15 protein-coding genes are annotated in these 16,655 nt (G+C 68.2%); 10 read left to right on the forward strand and 5 right to left on the reverse strand.

Annotation, left to right across the window (positions count from 1 at the left end):
- Positions 1-904 precede the first annotated feature (904 nt).
- On the reverse strand, positions 905-2,077 hold the full coding sequence (gene uxuA, locus ASG37_RS13240) for a mannonate dehydratase (protein ID WP_200909812.1): 1,173 nt from the start codon (positions 2,075-2,077) through the stop codon (positions 905-907).
- 106 nt (positions 2,078-2,183) lie between these two features.
- On the opposite strand from uxuA, the gene ASG37_RS13245 reads away from it, so the two are divergent.
- On the forward strand, positions 2,184-2,930 hold the full coding sequence (locus tag ASG37_RS13245) for a FadR/GntR family transcriptional regulator (protein WP_055761053.1): 747 nt from the start codon (positions 2,184-2,186) through the stop codon (positions 2,928-2,930).
- On the opposite strand, the gene ASG37_RS13250 is transcribed toward ASG37_RS13245, so the two are convergent.
- On the reverse strand, positions 2,927-3,367 hold the full coding sequence (locus ASG37_RS13250) for a MarR family winged helix-turn-helix transcriptional regulator (RefSeq protein ID WP_055761056.1): 441 nt from the start codon (positions 3,365-3,367) through the stop codon (positions 2,927-2,929). The genes ASG37_RS13245 and ASG37_RS13250 overlap by 4 nt on opposite strands.
- A 102-nt stretch (positions 3,368-3,469) precedes the next feature.
- Here ASG37_RS13250 and ASG37_RS13255 point away from each other — a divergent pair, with 102 nt between their 5' ends.
- Together ASG37_RS13255 and msrB are read left to right on the forward strand one after the other, a co-directional pair.
- Positions 3,470-3,895, forward strand: coding sequence for an organic hydroperoxide resistance protein (locus tag ASG37_RS13255; protein WP_055761060.1), 426 nt, complete (start codon positions 3,470-3,472; stop codon positions 3,893-3,895).
- Between the two features lie 86 nt (positions 3,896-3,981).
- On the forward strand, positions 3,982-4,422 hold the full coding sequence (gene msrB, locus ASG37_RS13260) for a peptide-methionine (R)-S-oxide reductase MsrB (RefSeq protein WP_055761064.1): 441 nt from the start codon (positions 3,982-3,984) through the stop codon (positions 4,420-4,422).
- Between the two features lie 6 nt (positions 4,423-4,428).
- Here the strand turns inward: msrB and ASG37_RS13265 are convergent, their stop codons facing one another.
- Positions 4,429-4,890, reverse strand: a complete 462-nt coding sequence (locus tag ASG37_RS13265; protein ID WP_156349204.1) for a hypothetical protein — start codon at positions 4,888-4,890, stop codon at positions 4,429-4,431.
- An 88-nt stretch (positions 4,891-4,978) separates the two neighbouring features.
- Here ASG37_RS13265 and ASG37_RS13270 point away from each other — a divergent pair, with 88 nt between their 5' ends.
- The 3 genes from ASG37_RS13270 to ASG37_RS13285 all read left to right on the forward strand — a co-directional run bounded on the left by ASG37_RS13270 (position 4,979) and on the right by ASG37_RS13285 (position 8,284).
- Positions 4,979-6,226, forward strand: coding sequence for a putative DNA modification/repair radical SAM protein (locus ASG37_RS13270; RefSeq protein WP_055761070.1), 1,248 nt, complete (start codon positions 4,979-4,981; stop codon positions 6,224-6,226).
- A 208-nt stretch (positions 6,227-6,434) separates the two neighbouring features.
- Positions 6,435-6,911 (forward strand): hemerythrin domain-containing protein, encoded by a 477-nt coding sequence (locus ASG37_RS13280; RefSeq protein WP_055761076.1) that lies wholly within the window; start codon positions 6,435-6,437, stop codon positions 6,909-6,911.
- Entirely contained in the window at positions 6,911-8,284 is a 1,374-nt protein-coding gene (locus ASG37_RS13285; protein ID WP_055761078.1) for a UdgX family uracil-DNA binding protein, read from the forward strand. Before ASG37_RS13280 ends, ASG37_RS13285 begins: the two co-directional genes overlap by 1 nt.
- Here the strand turns inward: ASG37_RS13285 and ASG37_RS13290 are convergent.
- Positions 8,281-10,281, reverse strand: coding sequence for an alpha/beta hydrolase family protein (locus ASG37_RS13290; RefSeq protein ID WP_156349205.1), 2,001 nt, complete (start codon positions 10,279-10,281; stop codon positions 8,281-8,283). The genes ASG37_RS13285 and ASG37_RS13290 overlap by 4 nt on opposite strands.
- Positions 10,282-10,415: 134 nt before the next feature.
- Here ASG37_RS13290 and ASG37_RS13295 point away from each other — a divergent pair, with 134 nt between their 5' ends.
- The 4 genes from ASG37_RS13295 to ASG37_RS13310 are packed head-to-tail and all read left to right on the forward strand — an operon-like array spanning position 10,416 to position 15,200.
- Positions 10,416-11,900, forward strand: a complete 1,485-nt coding sequence (locus ASG37_RS13295; protein WP_055761081.1) for an efflux transporter outer membrane subunit — start codon at positions 10,416-10,418, stop codon at positions 11,898-11,900.
- Positions 11,900-13,279 (forward strand): efflux RND transporter periplasmic adaptor subunit, encoded by a 1,380-nt coding sequence (locus ASG37_RS13300; protein ID WP_055761084.1) that lies wholly within the window; start codon positions 11,900-11,902, stop codon positions 13,277-13,279. The genes ASG37_RS13295 and ASG37_RS13300 overlap by 1 nt, the downstream gene beginning before the upstream one ends.
- Positions 13,272-13,991 carry an ABC transporter ATP-binding protein gene (locus tag ASG37_RS13305; protein ID WP_055761087.1) on the forward strand — a complete coding sequence of 240 codons (720 nt, stop codon included), beginning with the start codon at positions 13,272-13,274 and terminating at the stop codon, positions 13,989-13,991. The genes ASG37_RS13300 and ASG37_RS13305 overlap by 8 nt, the downstream gene beginning before the upstream one ends.
- On the forward strand, positions 13,992-15,200 hold the full coding sequence (locus ASG37_RS13310) for an ABC transporter permease (RefSeq protein WP_055761090.1): 1,209 nt from the start codon (positions 13,992-13,994) through the stop codon (positions 15,198-15,200).
- Between the two features lie 118 nt (positions 15,201-15,318).
- Here the strand turns inward: ASG37_RS13310 and ASG37_RS13315 are convergent, their stop codons facing one another.
- Positions 15,319-16,596, reverse strand: coding sequence for an MFS transporter (locus ASG37_RS13315; RefSeq protein WP_055761091.1), 1,278 nt, complete (start codon positions 16,594-16,596; stop codon positions 15,319-15,321).
- Between the last annotated feature and the right edge of the window lie 59 nt (positions 16,597-16,655).

Here is a 16,655-nt window from a genome sequence, read left to right on the forward strand (position 1 = left end):
GGATGCGGCAGCGCTGCAATCACCGGCCAGCGCTCGAAAACCGGCGGCCGTCCCGAACGCACCCCCTCCGCGCCCTTCGCGCCTCCGCGTGCCCCCAATCCGCGATCTACGTCAGGCGGCCCGGCTCGCGGGGATCGCCCACCCGCCCGGCAAGCACGCACTCGGACACAACCCTGTCCTACACGGCATCCACCGGCGCATACCCGCTTGATGCCCAGCCCTCACCGCACACGGATCGTCACCCCGGACCCGTTCCGGGGTCCACCGATCCACCAGCGTCATCGCCGACCATGGTTGCGAACCAATCGCAACAAACGCGCGGTGAGTGTAAAGTTTGTAAACTTTGGGGGGAATTGGGCAAACACCGGATGCCGCTCAGGGCAAGGCTTCCGGTGTAGAACGGCGCTGCCCGCGCTGCCGGCCAGACCGGATAGCCATTCAGCAAAGTGCCCTCGACCCGCTCCCCTCCCTGACAAGGGAGGGGTTGGGGGTGGGTCGGCCGGTTGTGGAGCGCGTACGTTCACTCTCGAGCCAACCCACCCCCGGCCCCTCCCTGTCAGGGAGGGGAGATGCCAGGGCTCGCTGTCCGACCGCATCTCGATCGGTCCCAGGCGTACTTCGTCCGGTACGACCTGACGTTTGATTCCTCTGCACCTACCCGTCGCCCCAGCGCAGGCTGGGGCCTCAAGCGGCTCCTGCCGCGCCCGATTGCCACGAAATCCCGGCCTTCGCCGGGAATACGTCCGTCCCCCGCTTCGCCACGCCTCGCCCGGCGCGCCGTTCGGCCAGACCAAAGGCCACGCCACGGGCAAAGCCCGTGTCGTCGAACGGCGCTGCCAGCGCCGCCGGCCGCGCGTGCCTCGTGCGGCGCGGTGCTGCTGCGCTGCACCTTGCCCGGCGCGCGCTACGCCTTGCTCAGCGCCTCGACCCCTCGCTCCAACCCCCGCAACTCCGCCAACCCCCGCAATCGCCCGATCGCGGTATAGCCCGGATTGCTCCCCGACTTGGCAAGGTCGTCGAGCATCTGATGCCCATGGTCCGGCCGCATCGGGATCGACCGGCCTTCCGCCACCGACAGCTTGTGGACCGCCTGCACCACCGCGACCATGTCGACCTGTCCGTCGAGATGCTCCGCCTCATGGAACGCGCCCGGCGCGTCCGCCGCGACGTTGCGCAGATGGAGGAAGCCGATCCGCGATCCGAAGCGCTCGACCATCGCCGGCAGGTCGTTGTCGGGGCGCACGCCGAGCGATCCGGTACACAGACAGAGGCCATTCGACGCATTAGGCACGGCGGCGAAGAGGCGGTCGAGATCGGCGGCGGTGCTCACCACCCGCGGCAGGCCGAACAGCGGCATCGGCGGATCGTCGGGATGGACCACCAGTTGCACGCCAAGGGCATCGGCATGCGGACATACGTCGCGCAGGAACGCCACGTGATGCTCGGCCAGCCGCCCGGCATCGATCCCGGCATAGGACGACAGCGCCTGCGCGAAATCGGCGGTGGTGAACCCTTCCTCGCTGCCCGGCAGCCCGGCGATGATCGTGCGCTCCAGCGCCGTCCGCTCGCCCTCGTCCATGCCCGCGAACCGCGCCGCCGCGCGCTCCAGCGTCGCTGCGTCATACGCCGCCTCCGCGCCGGCGCGCCGGAGCATATGCACGTCATAGGCCGCGACGGCATCCAGCTCGAAGCGCAGCGCCTTCGCTCCCGTCAGCAGTTCCCAGCCGAGGTCGGTCCGCGTCCAGTCGAGCACCGGCATGAAATTATAGGTGATGACGCGGATGCCGCATTCGGCAAGATTGGTCAGACTCTCGCGATACGCCGCGACATGCGCGTCGCGTTCGGGGCCGGCGGTCTTGATCGCCTCCGACACCGGCAGGCTCTCGACGACGTCCCACGTCATCCCCGCCGCCTCGATCAGCGCCTGACGTTCGCGGATCGCCTCGACCGGCCAGACCTCGCCGTTGGGGATCGCGTGCAGCGCGCTCACCACGCCGCTGCACCCCGCCTGTCGAATGTCCCGAAGCGACACGGGGTCGGACGGACCGAACCACCGCATCGTCTGTCGCATGCGCATCACCCACTCCTGTCATACCAATCTGGTTATTGGCCTGACCTAAGCGATGTAGCCGGAGTCGTCGAGCCGGAATTGACATCGTCGATCGTTCGGTTAGCCCCGTGGCATGAACGACGCGGGCAATTACCGACTCTATGTGAAAGTCTCGGCCGACATCGCACGGCAGATCACCGAGGGCGACTATGCCATCGGCGCGCGCCTGCCGCCCGAACGGGTACTGGCGCAGACCTATGGCGTGTCGCGCCCGACGGTGCGCGAGGCGATCATCGCGCTGGAAGTCGACGGGATGGTCGAGGTGCGGATGGGATCGGGCGTCTATGTCGTCGCCGCGGTGCCGCGCGGCGGCATCGCCGCCTATCCCGACATGGGCCCGTTCGAGGTGCTGGAGGCACGGCGCGCGGTGGAGGGCGAGGTGGCGACGATCGCCGCCGGCCGCATCACCCCCGACGCGCTCGCCGAACTGGATGGGTTGCTGGCCGAAATGGCGGCGGCCGAGGATTATCAGGTGAGCGAACGCGCCGACCGCGATTTCCACCTCGCGATCGCGCGGGCGACCGGCAACAGCGGCTTCGTCGCGGTGATCGACATGCTGTGGCAGGCGCGCAACCGCTCGCCGCAATATCTGCTGATGAGCGAAAAGGCGCATGCCGCCGGCGTCTTTCCGCGCCACGACGAACATGTCGCCATTCTCGACGCGCTGCGGTCGGGCGACGGCGCGCGCGCCGGCCAGGCGATGCGCGGCCACATCACCCGCGTCCTCGAATCGTTCATGCACGCGACCGAAATCAACGAGGTCGAACGCATGCGCCAACGCTTCGCCCGCGAACGCGAACGCTTCCTCTCGACGCGCTAGGGTTTTTCGTCCCCCGCCAACGCCCGGCGCAGCGCCTGCACCTCGGCGGTCAGCGCGGCGACGCCGGCCTCGTCCAGCCCGCTGCGCGCGAACGCCACCTGCGCCAGACAATGGCTGTCGCCCCGCATCGCCCGGCCGGCATCGGTCAGCCGGACCAGCACCTGCCGCTCGTCCTGCGCCGCGCGTTCGCGCGTCACCAGCCCGGCGGCGGCCAGCCGCTTGACCAGCGGCGTGACCGTGCTCGACTCGAGCGCCAGCCGCTCGGCGATTGCGCCAATCGTCCGCCCGTCCACCTCCCACAGCGCATGCAGCACGAGATATTGCGGATAGGTGATGCCCAGCCGGTCGAGCAGCGGCTTGTACACCCGGGTCATCGCCATCGACGCGCCATAAAGCGCGAAGCAAAGCTGCCGGTCGAGCGGGATCGAAGCGTCCATTACCCTACCCTACACCCTTGGCGGAGCGTCCCCAAGCTTCGCACTAGACATTATGCCGCACCGATATATATCGCGATATAGATTATCGCGAAAGGAACCAGCGTGAGCGTTGATGTCAAATACCGCACCACCGCCACCGCCACCGGCGGCCGCGAAGGCACCGCCGCCAGCGAGGATGGCCGCTTCACCGCCAAGCTGTCGACGCCGCGCGAACTGGGCGGCGCGGGTGGCGACGGCACCAACCCCGAACAATTGTTCGCGGCGGGCTATTCGGCCTGTTTCATCGGCGCGCTGAAGGTCGCCGGACAGCAGTTGAAGCTGAAGGTGCCCGACGATACGCAGGTGACGGCGACGGTCGGCATCGGTCCGCAGGCGGCGGGCGGCTTCGGCATCACCGCCGATCTTCGGGTGGCGCTCCCCGGCCTCGACCCCGCCGATGCGCAGCGGCTGGTTGATACCGCGCACACCATCTGCCCCTATTCGAACGCGACGCGCGGCAATGTCGACGTCGGCCTCACCCTCGCCTGATACGGAAGCGGACGGAGCGGTTGCGCATGGTTGGACGCGCGCGACCGCTCCCCATATCGGGCCGGTTGTTCTCCCACGGAGTCCCCATGACCGACTATCGCAAGACCGACGCGGCGATCGCCCGCCTGACCCCCGAACAATTTTACGTGACGCAGCAAAGCGGCACCGAACGCCCCGGCACCGGCGAATATCTGAACGAGAAGCGCGCCGGCATCTATGTCGACATCGTCTCGGGCGAGCCGCTGTTCGCGTCGGCCGACAAGTTCGATTCGCATTGCGGTTGGCCGAGCTTCACCAAGCCGATCGAGCCGGCCAACGTCGCCGAACTGCGCGACGTGACCCACGGCATGGTCCGCACCGAAGTCCGCTCGGCGGGCGGCGACAGCCATCTCGGCCATGTCTTCCCCGACGGTCCGCGCGACCGGGGGGGCCTGCGCTACTGCATCAACTCGGCGGCACTGCGCTTCGTGCCGCGCGACGCGATGGAGGCCGAGGGCTATGGCGCCTATCTCGATCAGGTCGAATAGCGCCGATCACCGCCGCCGGGCGAACTGCGCCCCGGCGGCGGTCAGCAATCCGAAGATCAGGTGATTGGCACCGTGCAGGCCGATCGTGCTCCTGCCCGCGCGCCATTCGGGTTGCTTGACGCCGAGCAGCGGCCCGACGATCCAGTGCATCGCGCCATAGAATGCCAGCCCGAACCCGACGCCCGACGGGATGACCGCCACATCGTCGCGCGTGATCGCGACATAGGTCGCGGCGGCAGCGGCCGACAGCAACAAATGCCCGCCCTGCACCACCGCCTGCTCGCCGGCCGAGGGCAGCCGGTCGGCCGGCGGTGTCTCCAGTCCCAGCTTCTCCGCCGCCTTGCGCTCCAACACCGCCAGTTCGGACGGCTTGCCGCTCCTGCGCTCGCCCGCGATCAGCAACGCGGTGATGCCGAGGCCCGCCAGCACGCCGCCTGCGACCGCGCCCGCCATCCGACTGCTATCCATCGCCCATATCCTCGCCTCTGTCCTGCCGGTACAACCGGCACCGCCGGTGATGGTTGCCGCCGGCCCCATGCGAACATATATTGAACAGATGGCGCAACTCGACACTCGCGAGAAACTGGCGATCCTGGCGGATGCCGCCAAATATGATGCGTCGTGCGCATCGTCCGGCACCGCCAAACGCAACTCGCGCGACGGCAAGGGGCTGGGCTCGACCGAAGGCATGGGCATCTGCCACGCCTATGCCCCCGACGGCCGCTGCATCTCGCTGCTCAAGATCCTGCTGACCAATAGCTGCATCTTCGACTGCCATTACTGCATCAACCGCAAATCCTCGAACGTCCGCCGCGCGCGCTTCACCGCGCAGGAGGTCGTCGCGCTGACGCTCAGCTTCTATCGCCGTAATTATATCGAGGGGCTGTTCCTCTCCTCGGGGATCATCGGGTCGTCGAACTACACGATGGAACAGATGGTCGAGGTCGCGCGGTCGCTGCGCGAGGATCACGACTTTCGCGGCTATATCCACCTCAAGACGATCCCCGACGCTGATCCCGAACTGGTGCGCCTCGCCGGGGTCCATGCCGATCGCGTGTCGATCAACGTCGAACTGCCGACCGTCGGCGGCCTCAAGCGCCTCGCGCCCGAGAAATCTAGCGAACGGATCGAAGGCGCGATGAAGGACGTCGCCCATGCTATCACCGACGGTCAGGATGCGCGCAAACGCTACAAGTCGGCCCCCAAATTCGCCCCCGCCGGGCAATCGACGCAGATGATCGTTGGCGCCGATGCCGCGACCGACCGCGACATCGTGACCAAGGCATCGACGCTGTACGACCGTTATGCCCTGCGCCGAGTCTATTATTCGGCGTTCAGCCCGATCCCGCAGGCGTCCGCCGTGCTGCCGTTGCAACGCCCGCCGCTGATGCGCGAACACCGGCTGTACCAGTCCGACTGGCTGATGCGCTTCTACGACTATTCGCCGCAGGACGTCCGCGCCGCCGCCGACGACGCGACCGGCATGCTGCCGCTCGACATCGATCCCAAGCTCGCCTGGGCGCTGAAATTCCGCGACCGCTTCCCGGTCGACGTCAACCGCGCGCCACGCGAGATGCTGCTGCGCGTGCCGGGGCTGGGGATGAAGGCGGTGGGCTCGATCCTGTCGGCGCGGCGCTGGCGGCAACTGACGCTGGCCGATGTCGGCCGGCTGACCGTCTCGGTCACGAAGCTGCGCCCGTTCATCATCGCCAGCGACTGGCGCCCGGTGGTCCTGTCCGACCGCGCCGAACTGCGCCCGGTCGTGGCGCCGAAACGCGAGCAACTGGAGTTGTTCGCGGCCTGACCACCTCGTCATTCCGGCGAAGGCCGGAATCCATGGAAACGGGCGTTAGCGATAGAGGCGATACGCCCCGTATCCATCGACCCCGGCCTGCGCCGGGGTGACGAACGGCAAGAACCAGACCACCCCTCCCCCTGCAAATCCCTCGCAAGAGAAACCTCCGCCCGCCCCCGCCGTTGCCCTGTCTTCCCTCGCCGACAAGGACCCCGCCATGGCCGACGCCCGCATCTACGCCGATCTGAAGGCCGATCACGATCGCCACCGCGACCTGCTCCAGCGGATCGACGCTGCCTCCGCCACCGACCGCGCCGACCTGTTCGAATCGTTCCGCATCGAAGTGACCGCCCACGCCGCCGCCGAGGAGGAAGCGCTCTACGCGACGATGCTCGCCAACCCCGACCTGCGCGACGAAGCGCGCCATTCGGTGTCCGAGCACAAGGAGATCGACGATTATCTGGGCAAGATCGCGAAACTCGATCCGGCGAGCAACGAATGGAACGAGCGTTTCGCCGAGATGCGCCATCGCTACGAACATCACATCGACGAGGAGGAGGAAGAGATGTTCCCCGCCGCGGCGCAAGAACTGAGCGATGCCGAAGAAGCCCGCATCGCCAAGGTGTTCGAGGATCGCAAGCCGATCGAGGCCGAACTGGCCAGGGCGGGCGAAGCGGGCGACGACCGCGACTGATGCGCGTCGCGGCGCTCGCCAGCGCGGATGACTTCGACGGGTGGCGCGACGCCGCCCGTCGCCTGATCGCCGAACGGGTGCCGCCGCACGACGTCGTCTGGCAGATCGGCGACCTCCCCACCGACCTGTTCGGTGACGAGGCGATCACCGCCGACCCCGCCCCGTTCCGCGTGCCGCGCGCGTTCGTCGATCTGGCGGGGACCGCGATCCTCCACGCCGCGCCCGAACGTTTCGCGCTGCTCTATGCGATGCTGGTTCGCCTCGTCGCCGAACCCCGGCTGATCGACGACCGCGCCGACCCCGCGATGCGCCGGCTGGAGGAGATGGCCAAGGCGGTCCGTCGCGACATCCACAAGATGCGCGCCTTCCTGCGCTTCCGCGAGATCGCCGACGACGACGGTCCCCGCTTCGTCGCATGGTTCGAACCCGAACATCATATCGTCCGCCACAATGCGCGCTTCTTCGTCGACCGTTTCGCGGTGATGCACTGGTCGATCCTGACGCCCGAACTGTCGCTGCACTGGGACGGCAAGGCGCTCGCCGAAGGGCCGGGCGCGACCAGGGCCGACGCGCCCGACGGCGATCCGGTCGAGGAGGTGTGGAAGACCTATTACGCATCGATCTTCAATCCCGCCCGGCTGAAGAAAGGCGCGATGCTCAAGGAGATGCCGCGCAAATACTGGAAGAACATGCCCGAAACCGCGCTCGTCCCGGCGCTGATCGCGGGCGCACAGGCAAGGGAGGCCGCGATGATCAAGACTGCCCGCACCGCGCCGCAGGACAACGTGCTGCCCGCATGGGAAGCCTTGCGCGACGAAGCCACCGCCTGCACCCGCTGCCCGCTCTGGAAACCCGCGACGCAGACGGTGTTCGGCGAAGGCCCGGCCGATGCCGAACTGATGATCGTCGGCGAACAGCCGGGCGATCAGGAGGACCTTGCCGGCCACCCCTTCGTCGGCCCCGCCGGACAGTTGTTCGACCGGGCGATGGCGGCGGCGGGCCTCGACCGCTCGCGCGTCTACCTCACCAACGCGGTCAAGCATTTCAAGTTCGAGCAACGCGGCAAACGCCGCATCCACGCCAAGCCCGGCGTGGGCGAGATTGACGCCTGCCGCTGGTGGATCGAACAGGAGCGCGCGATCGTCCGCCCGAAGATGACGATCGCGATGGGCGCGACCGCCGCCCGCTCGCTCACCGGCAAGGCGGTGACGATCGGCCGCGAACGCAGCCGGCCGCTCACGCTCCCCGACGGCGGCACCGGCTGGATCACCGTCCACCCGAGCTACCTGCTGCGCCTGCCCGACCCGGCCGCCGCCGAAATCGAATTCGGCAAGTTCGTCGAGGATCTGCGGAACGCGGCGGCGGGAGTCTAAAGCCCCAACGCCTTGCGAATGAACAGGTCCGACCGCGACAGCATGTCTGCGCGCACATTGTCGTCGCGCAACTGGTGGTCGAGTTTGGGCAGTTCGATATAGTCGACCGGCTTGCCCGCCGCGCGCAGCCGCGCCGCCATCAACCGCGATTCGCCGACGCCGACATTGTCGTCGCGCTCACCGTGGAACATCAGCACCGGCGCACGGATCGCGGCGATATTCTGCGCGGGCGATCCGGCGCGGACGTGCGGCCCCCGCCCGATGAACGCATCGACTTGCGGATAATCCACGAAGTTGCGGCGTTCGCCGCGCAGCGTCTCCAGATCGGTGACGGGCGCGATCGCGACGATCGCCTTGAACAGATCGGGGTCGAGCACCGGCGACTGCAACGCCGCATAGCCGCCATAGGACCAGCCGACGACCGCCAGCCTGTCCTTCGCCGCGATCCCCTGCGCCGCCAGCCAGCGTCCGCCGTCGTTCACGTCGCCGACGGCGGTCGCCCACGACTGGAAGCCGTTCTTCTGAAACCACGCATCGCCGTAACCGGTCGATCCGCGGAAATTGGGCTGCAACACCGCATAGCCGCGCTGCGCGAAATATTGCGCCAGCCAGTCGAAGCCCCATTCGTCGCGCGCGCCCGGCCCGCCATGCGGCATGACGATCGCGGGCAGCCCCTTGCCGTCGCTCCCCGGCGGCAGCGTCAGATAGCCCGGGATCATCGTCCCGTCCTTCGCCGGATAGGTCACGGCGCGCACTGGGGCCAGCGTGACGGCGGCGAGTTCGGGGCGCAGCGGCAGCAGTTCGCTCAGCTTGCGGCTGTCCTTGTCGTACAGATAATACCGCCCCGGATCGACATCGGACCCGGCGAACAGCACCAGCTTGCGCTCGTCGGCGCTGGCATCGACGAAGCTGACGAGCGGCAGGTTCGGCAACGCCTTCGCCAGCGACGCACCCAGCTTCTTGAGCTCGGGATCGAAGAACACCGTCTGCCGCCGGTCGGTCGCATAGCTGACCCCGACGACGCGGTTCTGGCGACCGATCTGGATCAGCCCGTCGACGTCGACCTGTGGGTCGGCATGAACCAGCTCGCGCTGCATCGACCCGTCGAGCTTGATGCGGAACAGCGCCTGGCGTCCCTGATGCTGGTCGAAGCCATAGACGACGTTCAGGTCGCGATCGACCGCATAGGGGTTGAACCCGCTCGACGCGCTGCCGTTCAGCATCAGTGTCGACAGCGGCAACCATTCGCGGCTGTTCGGCTTGCGATAGGAATAGACGATGCGGTCGGCGTTGTAGCCGCTGCTGCCCTGCGGCTGGATACCCGTCACCCGCACCACGCCGTGCCCGTCGGTGATGAACTCGCCCGATTCCGCGCGCGGTTGCTCGACGGTGGTACGCTTCAGGGTGATAGTATTGACTCGCTCGACCGCGAGGCCCGATCGCGATTCGGCCAGATGCGTGCCCGTCGAGGCTTCGGGCACGATCCGCCGGGTCATCAGCACATTGCCGCCGGCGGCGTCGCCATTGCCATCCGCCAGCCAGTCGATCACCGTGCCGCCGTTCTGCATCAACCCCAGCGCACTGGTGCTGCTGCGCGCGCTCAGCAGCTTCATGTTGCCGCCATCGGCATCGATCGCGACCATCCGCGTGAACATCAGCGCGCCGGTGCCGGTTTCGGACCGCAGGACGATGGTACACACCAGCCGCCGCACCGCCGACCAGTGGCATCCGCCGATCCGGTCGGTGTCGCCATCGCTGCTCAGGATCGATCTCTGGGTGTCGCCGCCGATATCAAACACGGTGACGACCTGCCCGCGCGTCCCGTTCGCCATCACCATCGCCACCCGCGCGCCGTCGGGTGACAGCGCGACATCGCTGATCCGCTCGCGCGCGCCGAATGCCTTGGCCGGATCGATCGGCGCGGTGCCCTGCGCGCCGCCCGTGACCGGCATTCCCACGACGATCAGCGCCAGCGCCAACGACAGTTTCGGCTTCATCGATACCCCCTCTTCCCGCCGCCGACCCTATCGGGCGGTCGCACGGGTGCCAAGGCGGGTTCGGCGCGCGCGCGGCGACAAACTGCGACAGTTTCCCGCTGGACGAACCGTCGCGATCGACATATCGTTTATCGATGCTCCGTCGATCCGTCCTGCTTGGTCCGGCATTGCTGGCAACCGCCTGTACCACCGGCCCCGCCTATCGCGCGCCGGTCGATGCCACGCTGGGCGTGCCCCCCGCCTTTTCGGTGCCGACCGCCGCTGCCCCGCGCACCGACCTGACGCGCTGGTGGCAGCGGTTCGACGATCCGCTGCTGGTGCGGCTGGTCGATTCGGCCGCCGCGACCAACCTAGATGTGGCGCAGGCCGTCGCCCGGCTGGCGCAGGCGCGCGAGCAACTGGCGGTCAGCCGGTCGTCGCTGTTCCCGCAACTCTCCGCCTCGGGCAGCTATTCGCGACTTGAAGTCCTGCGCGGCGGCGGCGGCACCACCACCCTGCCCGACGGTACCATCGTCCAGCGCAACATCGGCGCGTCGAACAGTTTCTCGGTCGGCGCCGACGCCAGCTACCAGACCGACCTGTTCGGCGGCATCCGCAGCGGCATCGCCGCCTCGCGCGCGCAACTCGAAGCAACGCGCTACGACTATGCGACCGTCCTGCTGTCGGTGCAGTCGGAGATCGCGCGCAATTACCTGACCGCGCGGCTGGCGCAGGCGCAGCTCGCCAACGCCCGCGCCTCGATCGCGCTGCAGGACGACAATCTGGAGATCGCCGGCTTCCGGGTGCAGGCCGGGCTCGTGTCCTCGCTCGACGTCGAACAGGCACGCACCGCCCGCGCGCAGACCGCCGCCGGGCTGCCGACGATCGAGGCGAGCTATGCCGCCGCCGTCGCGCGGCTGGGCGTGCTGACCGGACAGGCCCCCGGCGCGCTGCGGGCGCAACTGGGTCAGCCCGCCGCGATTCCCGTGGGCGACGCGCGGATCGGCACCGGCATCCCCGCCGATACGCTGCGGCTGCGCCCCGACGTGCTGGCCGCCGAGCGCAACCTCGCCGCCGCCGTCGCGCAGATCGGGGTGGCGACCGCGCAACTCTATCCCGCGCTCAACCTCGGCGGATCGATCGACACCAACGCCACCTCGTTCGGCGCGCTGACCGACATCATCAACGGCCGCCTGTTCAGCTCGATCGCACAGACGATCTTCGACGGCGGGCGGCTGCGCGCGCAGGTGCGCGGGCAACGCGCCGCCGCCGATGCCGCCTTCGCCGCCTATAAACAGACGGTGCTGACCGCGCTGGAGGATGTCGAGAACGCGATCGTCTCGCTCGACACCGCGACCCGCCGTGAGCGCGAGTTCACCATCGCCGCCGACGCCGCGCGCAACTTCGTGCTGCTGTCGCGGCTGCAATATCGCTCCGGCCTCACCGATTTCACCACGCTCAACCAGGCCGAAGCCTCGCTGCTGTCGGCGCAGAACGGCGTGGTGCAGGCGCGCGCCGACCGGGCAAGCGCGCTCGTCCAGTTGATGACGGCACTCGGCGGCGGATGGAGCGACGCCGCCATCCCTGATCCCGCAGCACTTCCCACCCCCGACCGCGCCCAATATACCGAGGACCGCTGATGGCCGAGCCGACGCAACCCGATCTCGACCAGTTCCTGCGCGTGAAGCCGCAGCCGCGCTGGCGCAAATGGCTGAAATGGGCGTTGATCGCGCTGGGCGTCGTGCTGCTCGGTCTCGCGGTGCGCAGTTGCGTGAAGGGCGGCGACGCGCCGCAATATGTGTCGCAGGCGGTCGAACAGGCCCCGCTCACCGTAACCGTCTCCGCCACCGGCAAGCTCGCCCCGACCAACCAGGTCGAGGTCGGATCGCAATTGTCCGGCCTCGTCACGCAGGTCGTGGCCGACGTCAACGACCGGGTCATCAAGGGCCAGCCGCTGGCACTGATCGATCCCGAACAGTTGGACGACGCGATCCGCCAGGGGCAGGCACAGGTCAACGCCAACCGCGCGCAGGTCGCGACCGCCGAAGCGACGCTCAACGAGGCGCGCGCCCAGTTGCAACGGCTGGAGGACGTCCGCCGCCTGTCGGGCGGGCGCGTCCCCTCGGCCACCGAACTCCAGACGCAGCAGGCCGCCGTCCAGCGCGCGGTCGCCGGCGTGCGGCAGGCACAGGCTAACGTCGAGGCGTCGCGCGCCCAGCTCAATTCGAGCCAGACGCAGCGCTACCGCGCGATCATCCGCTCGCCGGTCAACGGCGTGGTGCTGGCGCGGCAGGTCGAACCGGGCCAGACCGTCGCCGCCTCGTTCAACACGCCGACGCTGTTCGTCATCGCCGAGGATCTCCGCGGCATGAAGCTGGAGGTCGCGATCGACGAGGCCGACGTGGGGCAGGTCCAGAACGGCCAGCGCGCCGACTTCACCGTCGACGCCTTCCCCGGCGAGACCTTCCCGGCGCGGATCACGCGGGTCGATCTGGGCTCCAACCTCTCGGCACAGACCGCGTCGTCGACCACCAGCACGGCGACGACCACCGGACAGGTCGTGTCCTATGCCGCGACGCTCTCGGTCGCGAACCCGAACCTGAAACTGCGTCCGGGCATGACCGCCACTGCCGAGATCGTGACGCTGGAGCGCCCGCGTGCGCTGCTCATCCCCAACGCTGCGCTGCGTTTCCGCCCGAGTAACGCCGACGCTTCGGCGAGCGGCGGTGGCCTGGCGAGCGCCTTCGGCCCCCCGCGCCGTCGTCGCGGCGGTGGCGCGGGCAAGGCGGCGACGATCGGTCGCGGCTCGCAGCAGACGGTCTATATCGTCGGACAGGACGGCAAGCCGCAACCGGTGCAGATCACCACCGGCAACAGCAACGGCGCGATGACCGAAGTCACCGGCGGCGGATTGAGGCCCGGCATGAAGGTCATCACCGCGCAACTCGCCGACGAGAACAGCAAGGCCGGCAGCGCCAAGGGTGGCGCGTCGAAGGGCGGCGGGGCTCCGCGTGGCTGACGCCCCGCTCATCCAGCTTCGTGGCGTCACCAAAAGCTACGGCGCGGGCGCGACCCAGTTTCAGGCGCTCAAAGGAGTCGACCTCGACATCGCAGCGGGGGATTTCGTCGCGGTGATGGGGCCGTCGGGGTCGGGCAAGTCGACCACGATGAACATCCTCGGCTGTCTCGACGTGCCGACCGGCGGCACCTTCCTGTTCCGCGGCCACCACGTCGAACGGCTCGACCGCGACCAGCGCGCGCTGCTGCGGCGCAACTATCTCGGCTTCGTGTTTCAAGGGTTCAACCTGCTCAGCCGCACCACCGCGCTCGAGAACGTCGAACTGCCTTTGCTCTATCGCGGCGATGCCAAGGCGGATCGCCGACGCGCGTCGATGGCCGCGCTCGAAAAGGTCGGGCTCGATCGCTGGTGGGACCATACCCCCGCCGAACTGTCGGGCGGCCAGCAGCAGCGCGTCGCGATCGCCCGCGCGATCGTCACCAACCCCGACGTGCTGCTCGCCGACGAGCCGACCGGCAACCTCGATTCCGAACGCTCGGTCGAGATCATGCACCTGCTGACCGACCTCAACCGCACCAGCGGCATCACCGTGCTGATGGTGACGCACGAAAGCGAGATGGCGGCATTCGCGCGCACCGTGGTCCATTTCAAGGACGGACTGGTCGAACGGATCGAGGCGCAACATGCCCAGGGCACGGCGGTGGAGGGATAGATGCTCGGCACCACCTTCCTCCTCGCGATCCGCTCGATCCTGCGCCACAAGCTGCGCTCGTTCCTGACCACGCTCGGCATCATCATCGGCGTGGCGGCGGTCGTCACCATCTCGACGCTGGGACAGGCGACGACCAGCGCGGTGCAGTCGAACATCGCCAGTCTGGGCAGCAACATCCTGCAGGTCCGCCCGGGGCAGGGCTTCGGGCGCGGCGGCGGCGGCCCGCGCCCGTCCGACTTCAAGCCCGAGGACGTCGAGGCGATCCGCGACCAGATCGCCGGCGTCACGGCGGTCGCCCCGCAGGCGCAATCGACCGCCACCGCGATCTACAACGGCGCCAACTGGTCGACGACGATCAACGGCACCACCAACGCCTATTTCACGGTCCAGCCATGGCCGCTGGTGTCCGGCCGCACCTTCACCCCGGCCGAGGAAGCGGCGGGCAAATCGGTCTGCATCATCGGCAACACCGTCAAGACCAACCTGTTCGCCGGCGGCGAGGCGGTGGGATCGCGCTTCCGCATCGGCTCGATCAGTTGCGATGTCGTCGGCACGCTGTCGACGCGCGGCCAGAGCGGGTTCGGCGGAGATCAGGACGATGTCGTCATCATGCCGATCAAGACGGTGCAGCGCCGCTTCACCGGCAACCGCGACATCCGCCTGATGCTGGTCGGCGTCAACCCGGCCTACGACGGCGCGGCGGTGCAGGCGTCGCTGACGCAATTGCTGCGCGAACGCCGCAACATCGCCGGCGGCAAGGAAGACGATTTCAACATCTTCGACACCGCGCAGATCACCGCGACGATCACCAGCACCACGACCTTGCTCACCACCATCGTCTCGGCGGTGGCCGCGATCAGCCTGCTCGTCGGCGGCATCGGCATCATGAACATCATGCTGGTATCGGTGACGGAGCGCACGCGCGAGATCGGCATCCGCCTCGCGATCGGTGCGGTCGCCTCCGAAGTGCTGCTCCAGTTTCTGGTCGAGGCGGTGGCGCTGTCGTGTCTGGGCGGCCTGATCGGTCTACTGATCGCGCAGGGCGCGGTGGCGGCGCTGTCGCTCGCCAGCGACCTGCCGTTCCTGTTCCTGCCGCAAGTGAACCTGATGGCGTTCGGCGTCTCGGCGCTGATCGGCGTCGTGTTCGGCTATTTCCCCGCCCGCCGCGCCGCCAGCCTCAACCCGATCGATGCGCTCCGGCACGAATAGCGGCGTTTGACCTCCTCTGCCCCAAACCGTCGCCCCAGCGAAGGCTGGGGCCTCAAGCGGCTCTTGCCCCGCACGACAACCACGAGATCCCAGCCTACGCTGGGATGACGTCAGGCAATCACCGAAACGGCCACACCCCGTCATCGGGCAACCGCAGCAACGCCACCGCCACCGGCAACGACACGATCCCCAGCGCGGCGAAGCTGGCCGGCACGCCCATCCCCGCCCCCAGCATCGTCGTGACGAGTGCCACCAGCACCACCGTCACCACCGCGTTGACGATGTTGTTGGCGGCGATCACCTGCGACCGCTTGTCCGGCGGGCTGCGCGTCTGGAGAATCGCATAGAGCGGCACGACGAAGATGCCGCCGAACAGCGCGATCCCCGCCAGATCGGCCATCAGCCGCCAGCTATCGGGCGTCGCGACGAACTCCCGCACCCCGGCCCCCGGCGTCACCACGCTGAAATGGGTGCAACACCACCACAAATCGATCTGGAGCAGCGCCAGCGCGAGCCCGGCGGCGGGCACGTAGCGCGCCGAAACCTTGCCGTTCAGCAACCGGTTGACCAGCAACGATCCGATCGCGACGAACAGGCTGAAGATCGCGAGGAACAGCGTCACCACCCCGGCGGTCGCCCCCAGCGTCCCCGACACCAAGGGCGGAAACTGCGACAGGATCACCGCGCCGATCGCGAAGAACCAGCTTATGCCGGTGATCGCCAGCCAGATGCCGCGCGGGCCATGCGCCGCCTTCAGCACGCCCCACAGGCTGCGCAGCGGATTGCGATCGATCTTGACCGTGCCCATCGGCGGCGCATCGGGAATCCGCCGCGCCATCACGAACCCCGCGATCGCCAGCACCGTCGCGACGATCCCGGCATGGAGCGGCGCGATCAGGCTGCCGAGCAACTGCCCGCTCAGGATTGCGACGAACGTCCCCGCCTCGACGAGGCCCGTGCCGCCCATCAGTTCGCCGGAGCGCAGATGCTGCGGCAGGATCGAATATTTGACCGGCCCGAACACCGTCGAATGCAGCCCCATGCCGAACAGGCAGACCAGCAGCACCGGCAGCGACGGCAGCAGGAACCCGACCAGCGCCAGCACCATGATGCCGACTTCGATCCCCTTGACCCATCGGATCAGCCGCGCCTTGTCCCACGCATCGGCCATCTGCCCGGCAAGCCCGGAAAACAGGAAATAGGGCAGGATGAACACACCGGTCGCGATCGTCGCCAGCGCCGCCGCCTTGTCGGGCTGGTCGCGGTACAGCGTGAAATTGGCGAGGAACAGCAACGCGAACTTCAGCAAATTGTCGTTCATCGCGTTCAGGAACTGGACGGCGAACAACGGACCATAGCGACGCTTGGCGAGCAGCGAGAAATCGGGCGCGGACATCGGGTTCCCCTTCGCCTGCCCCCATCGGCCAAAGTCGCGCCGCCGCCTAGCGCGGATCG

This window comes from Sphingomonas sp. Leaf407 (assembly GCF_001425385.1).
GTDB lineage: Bacteria > Pseudomonadota > Alphaproteobacteria > Sphingomonadales > Sphingomonadaceae > Sphingomonas.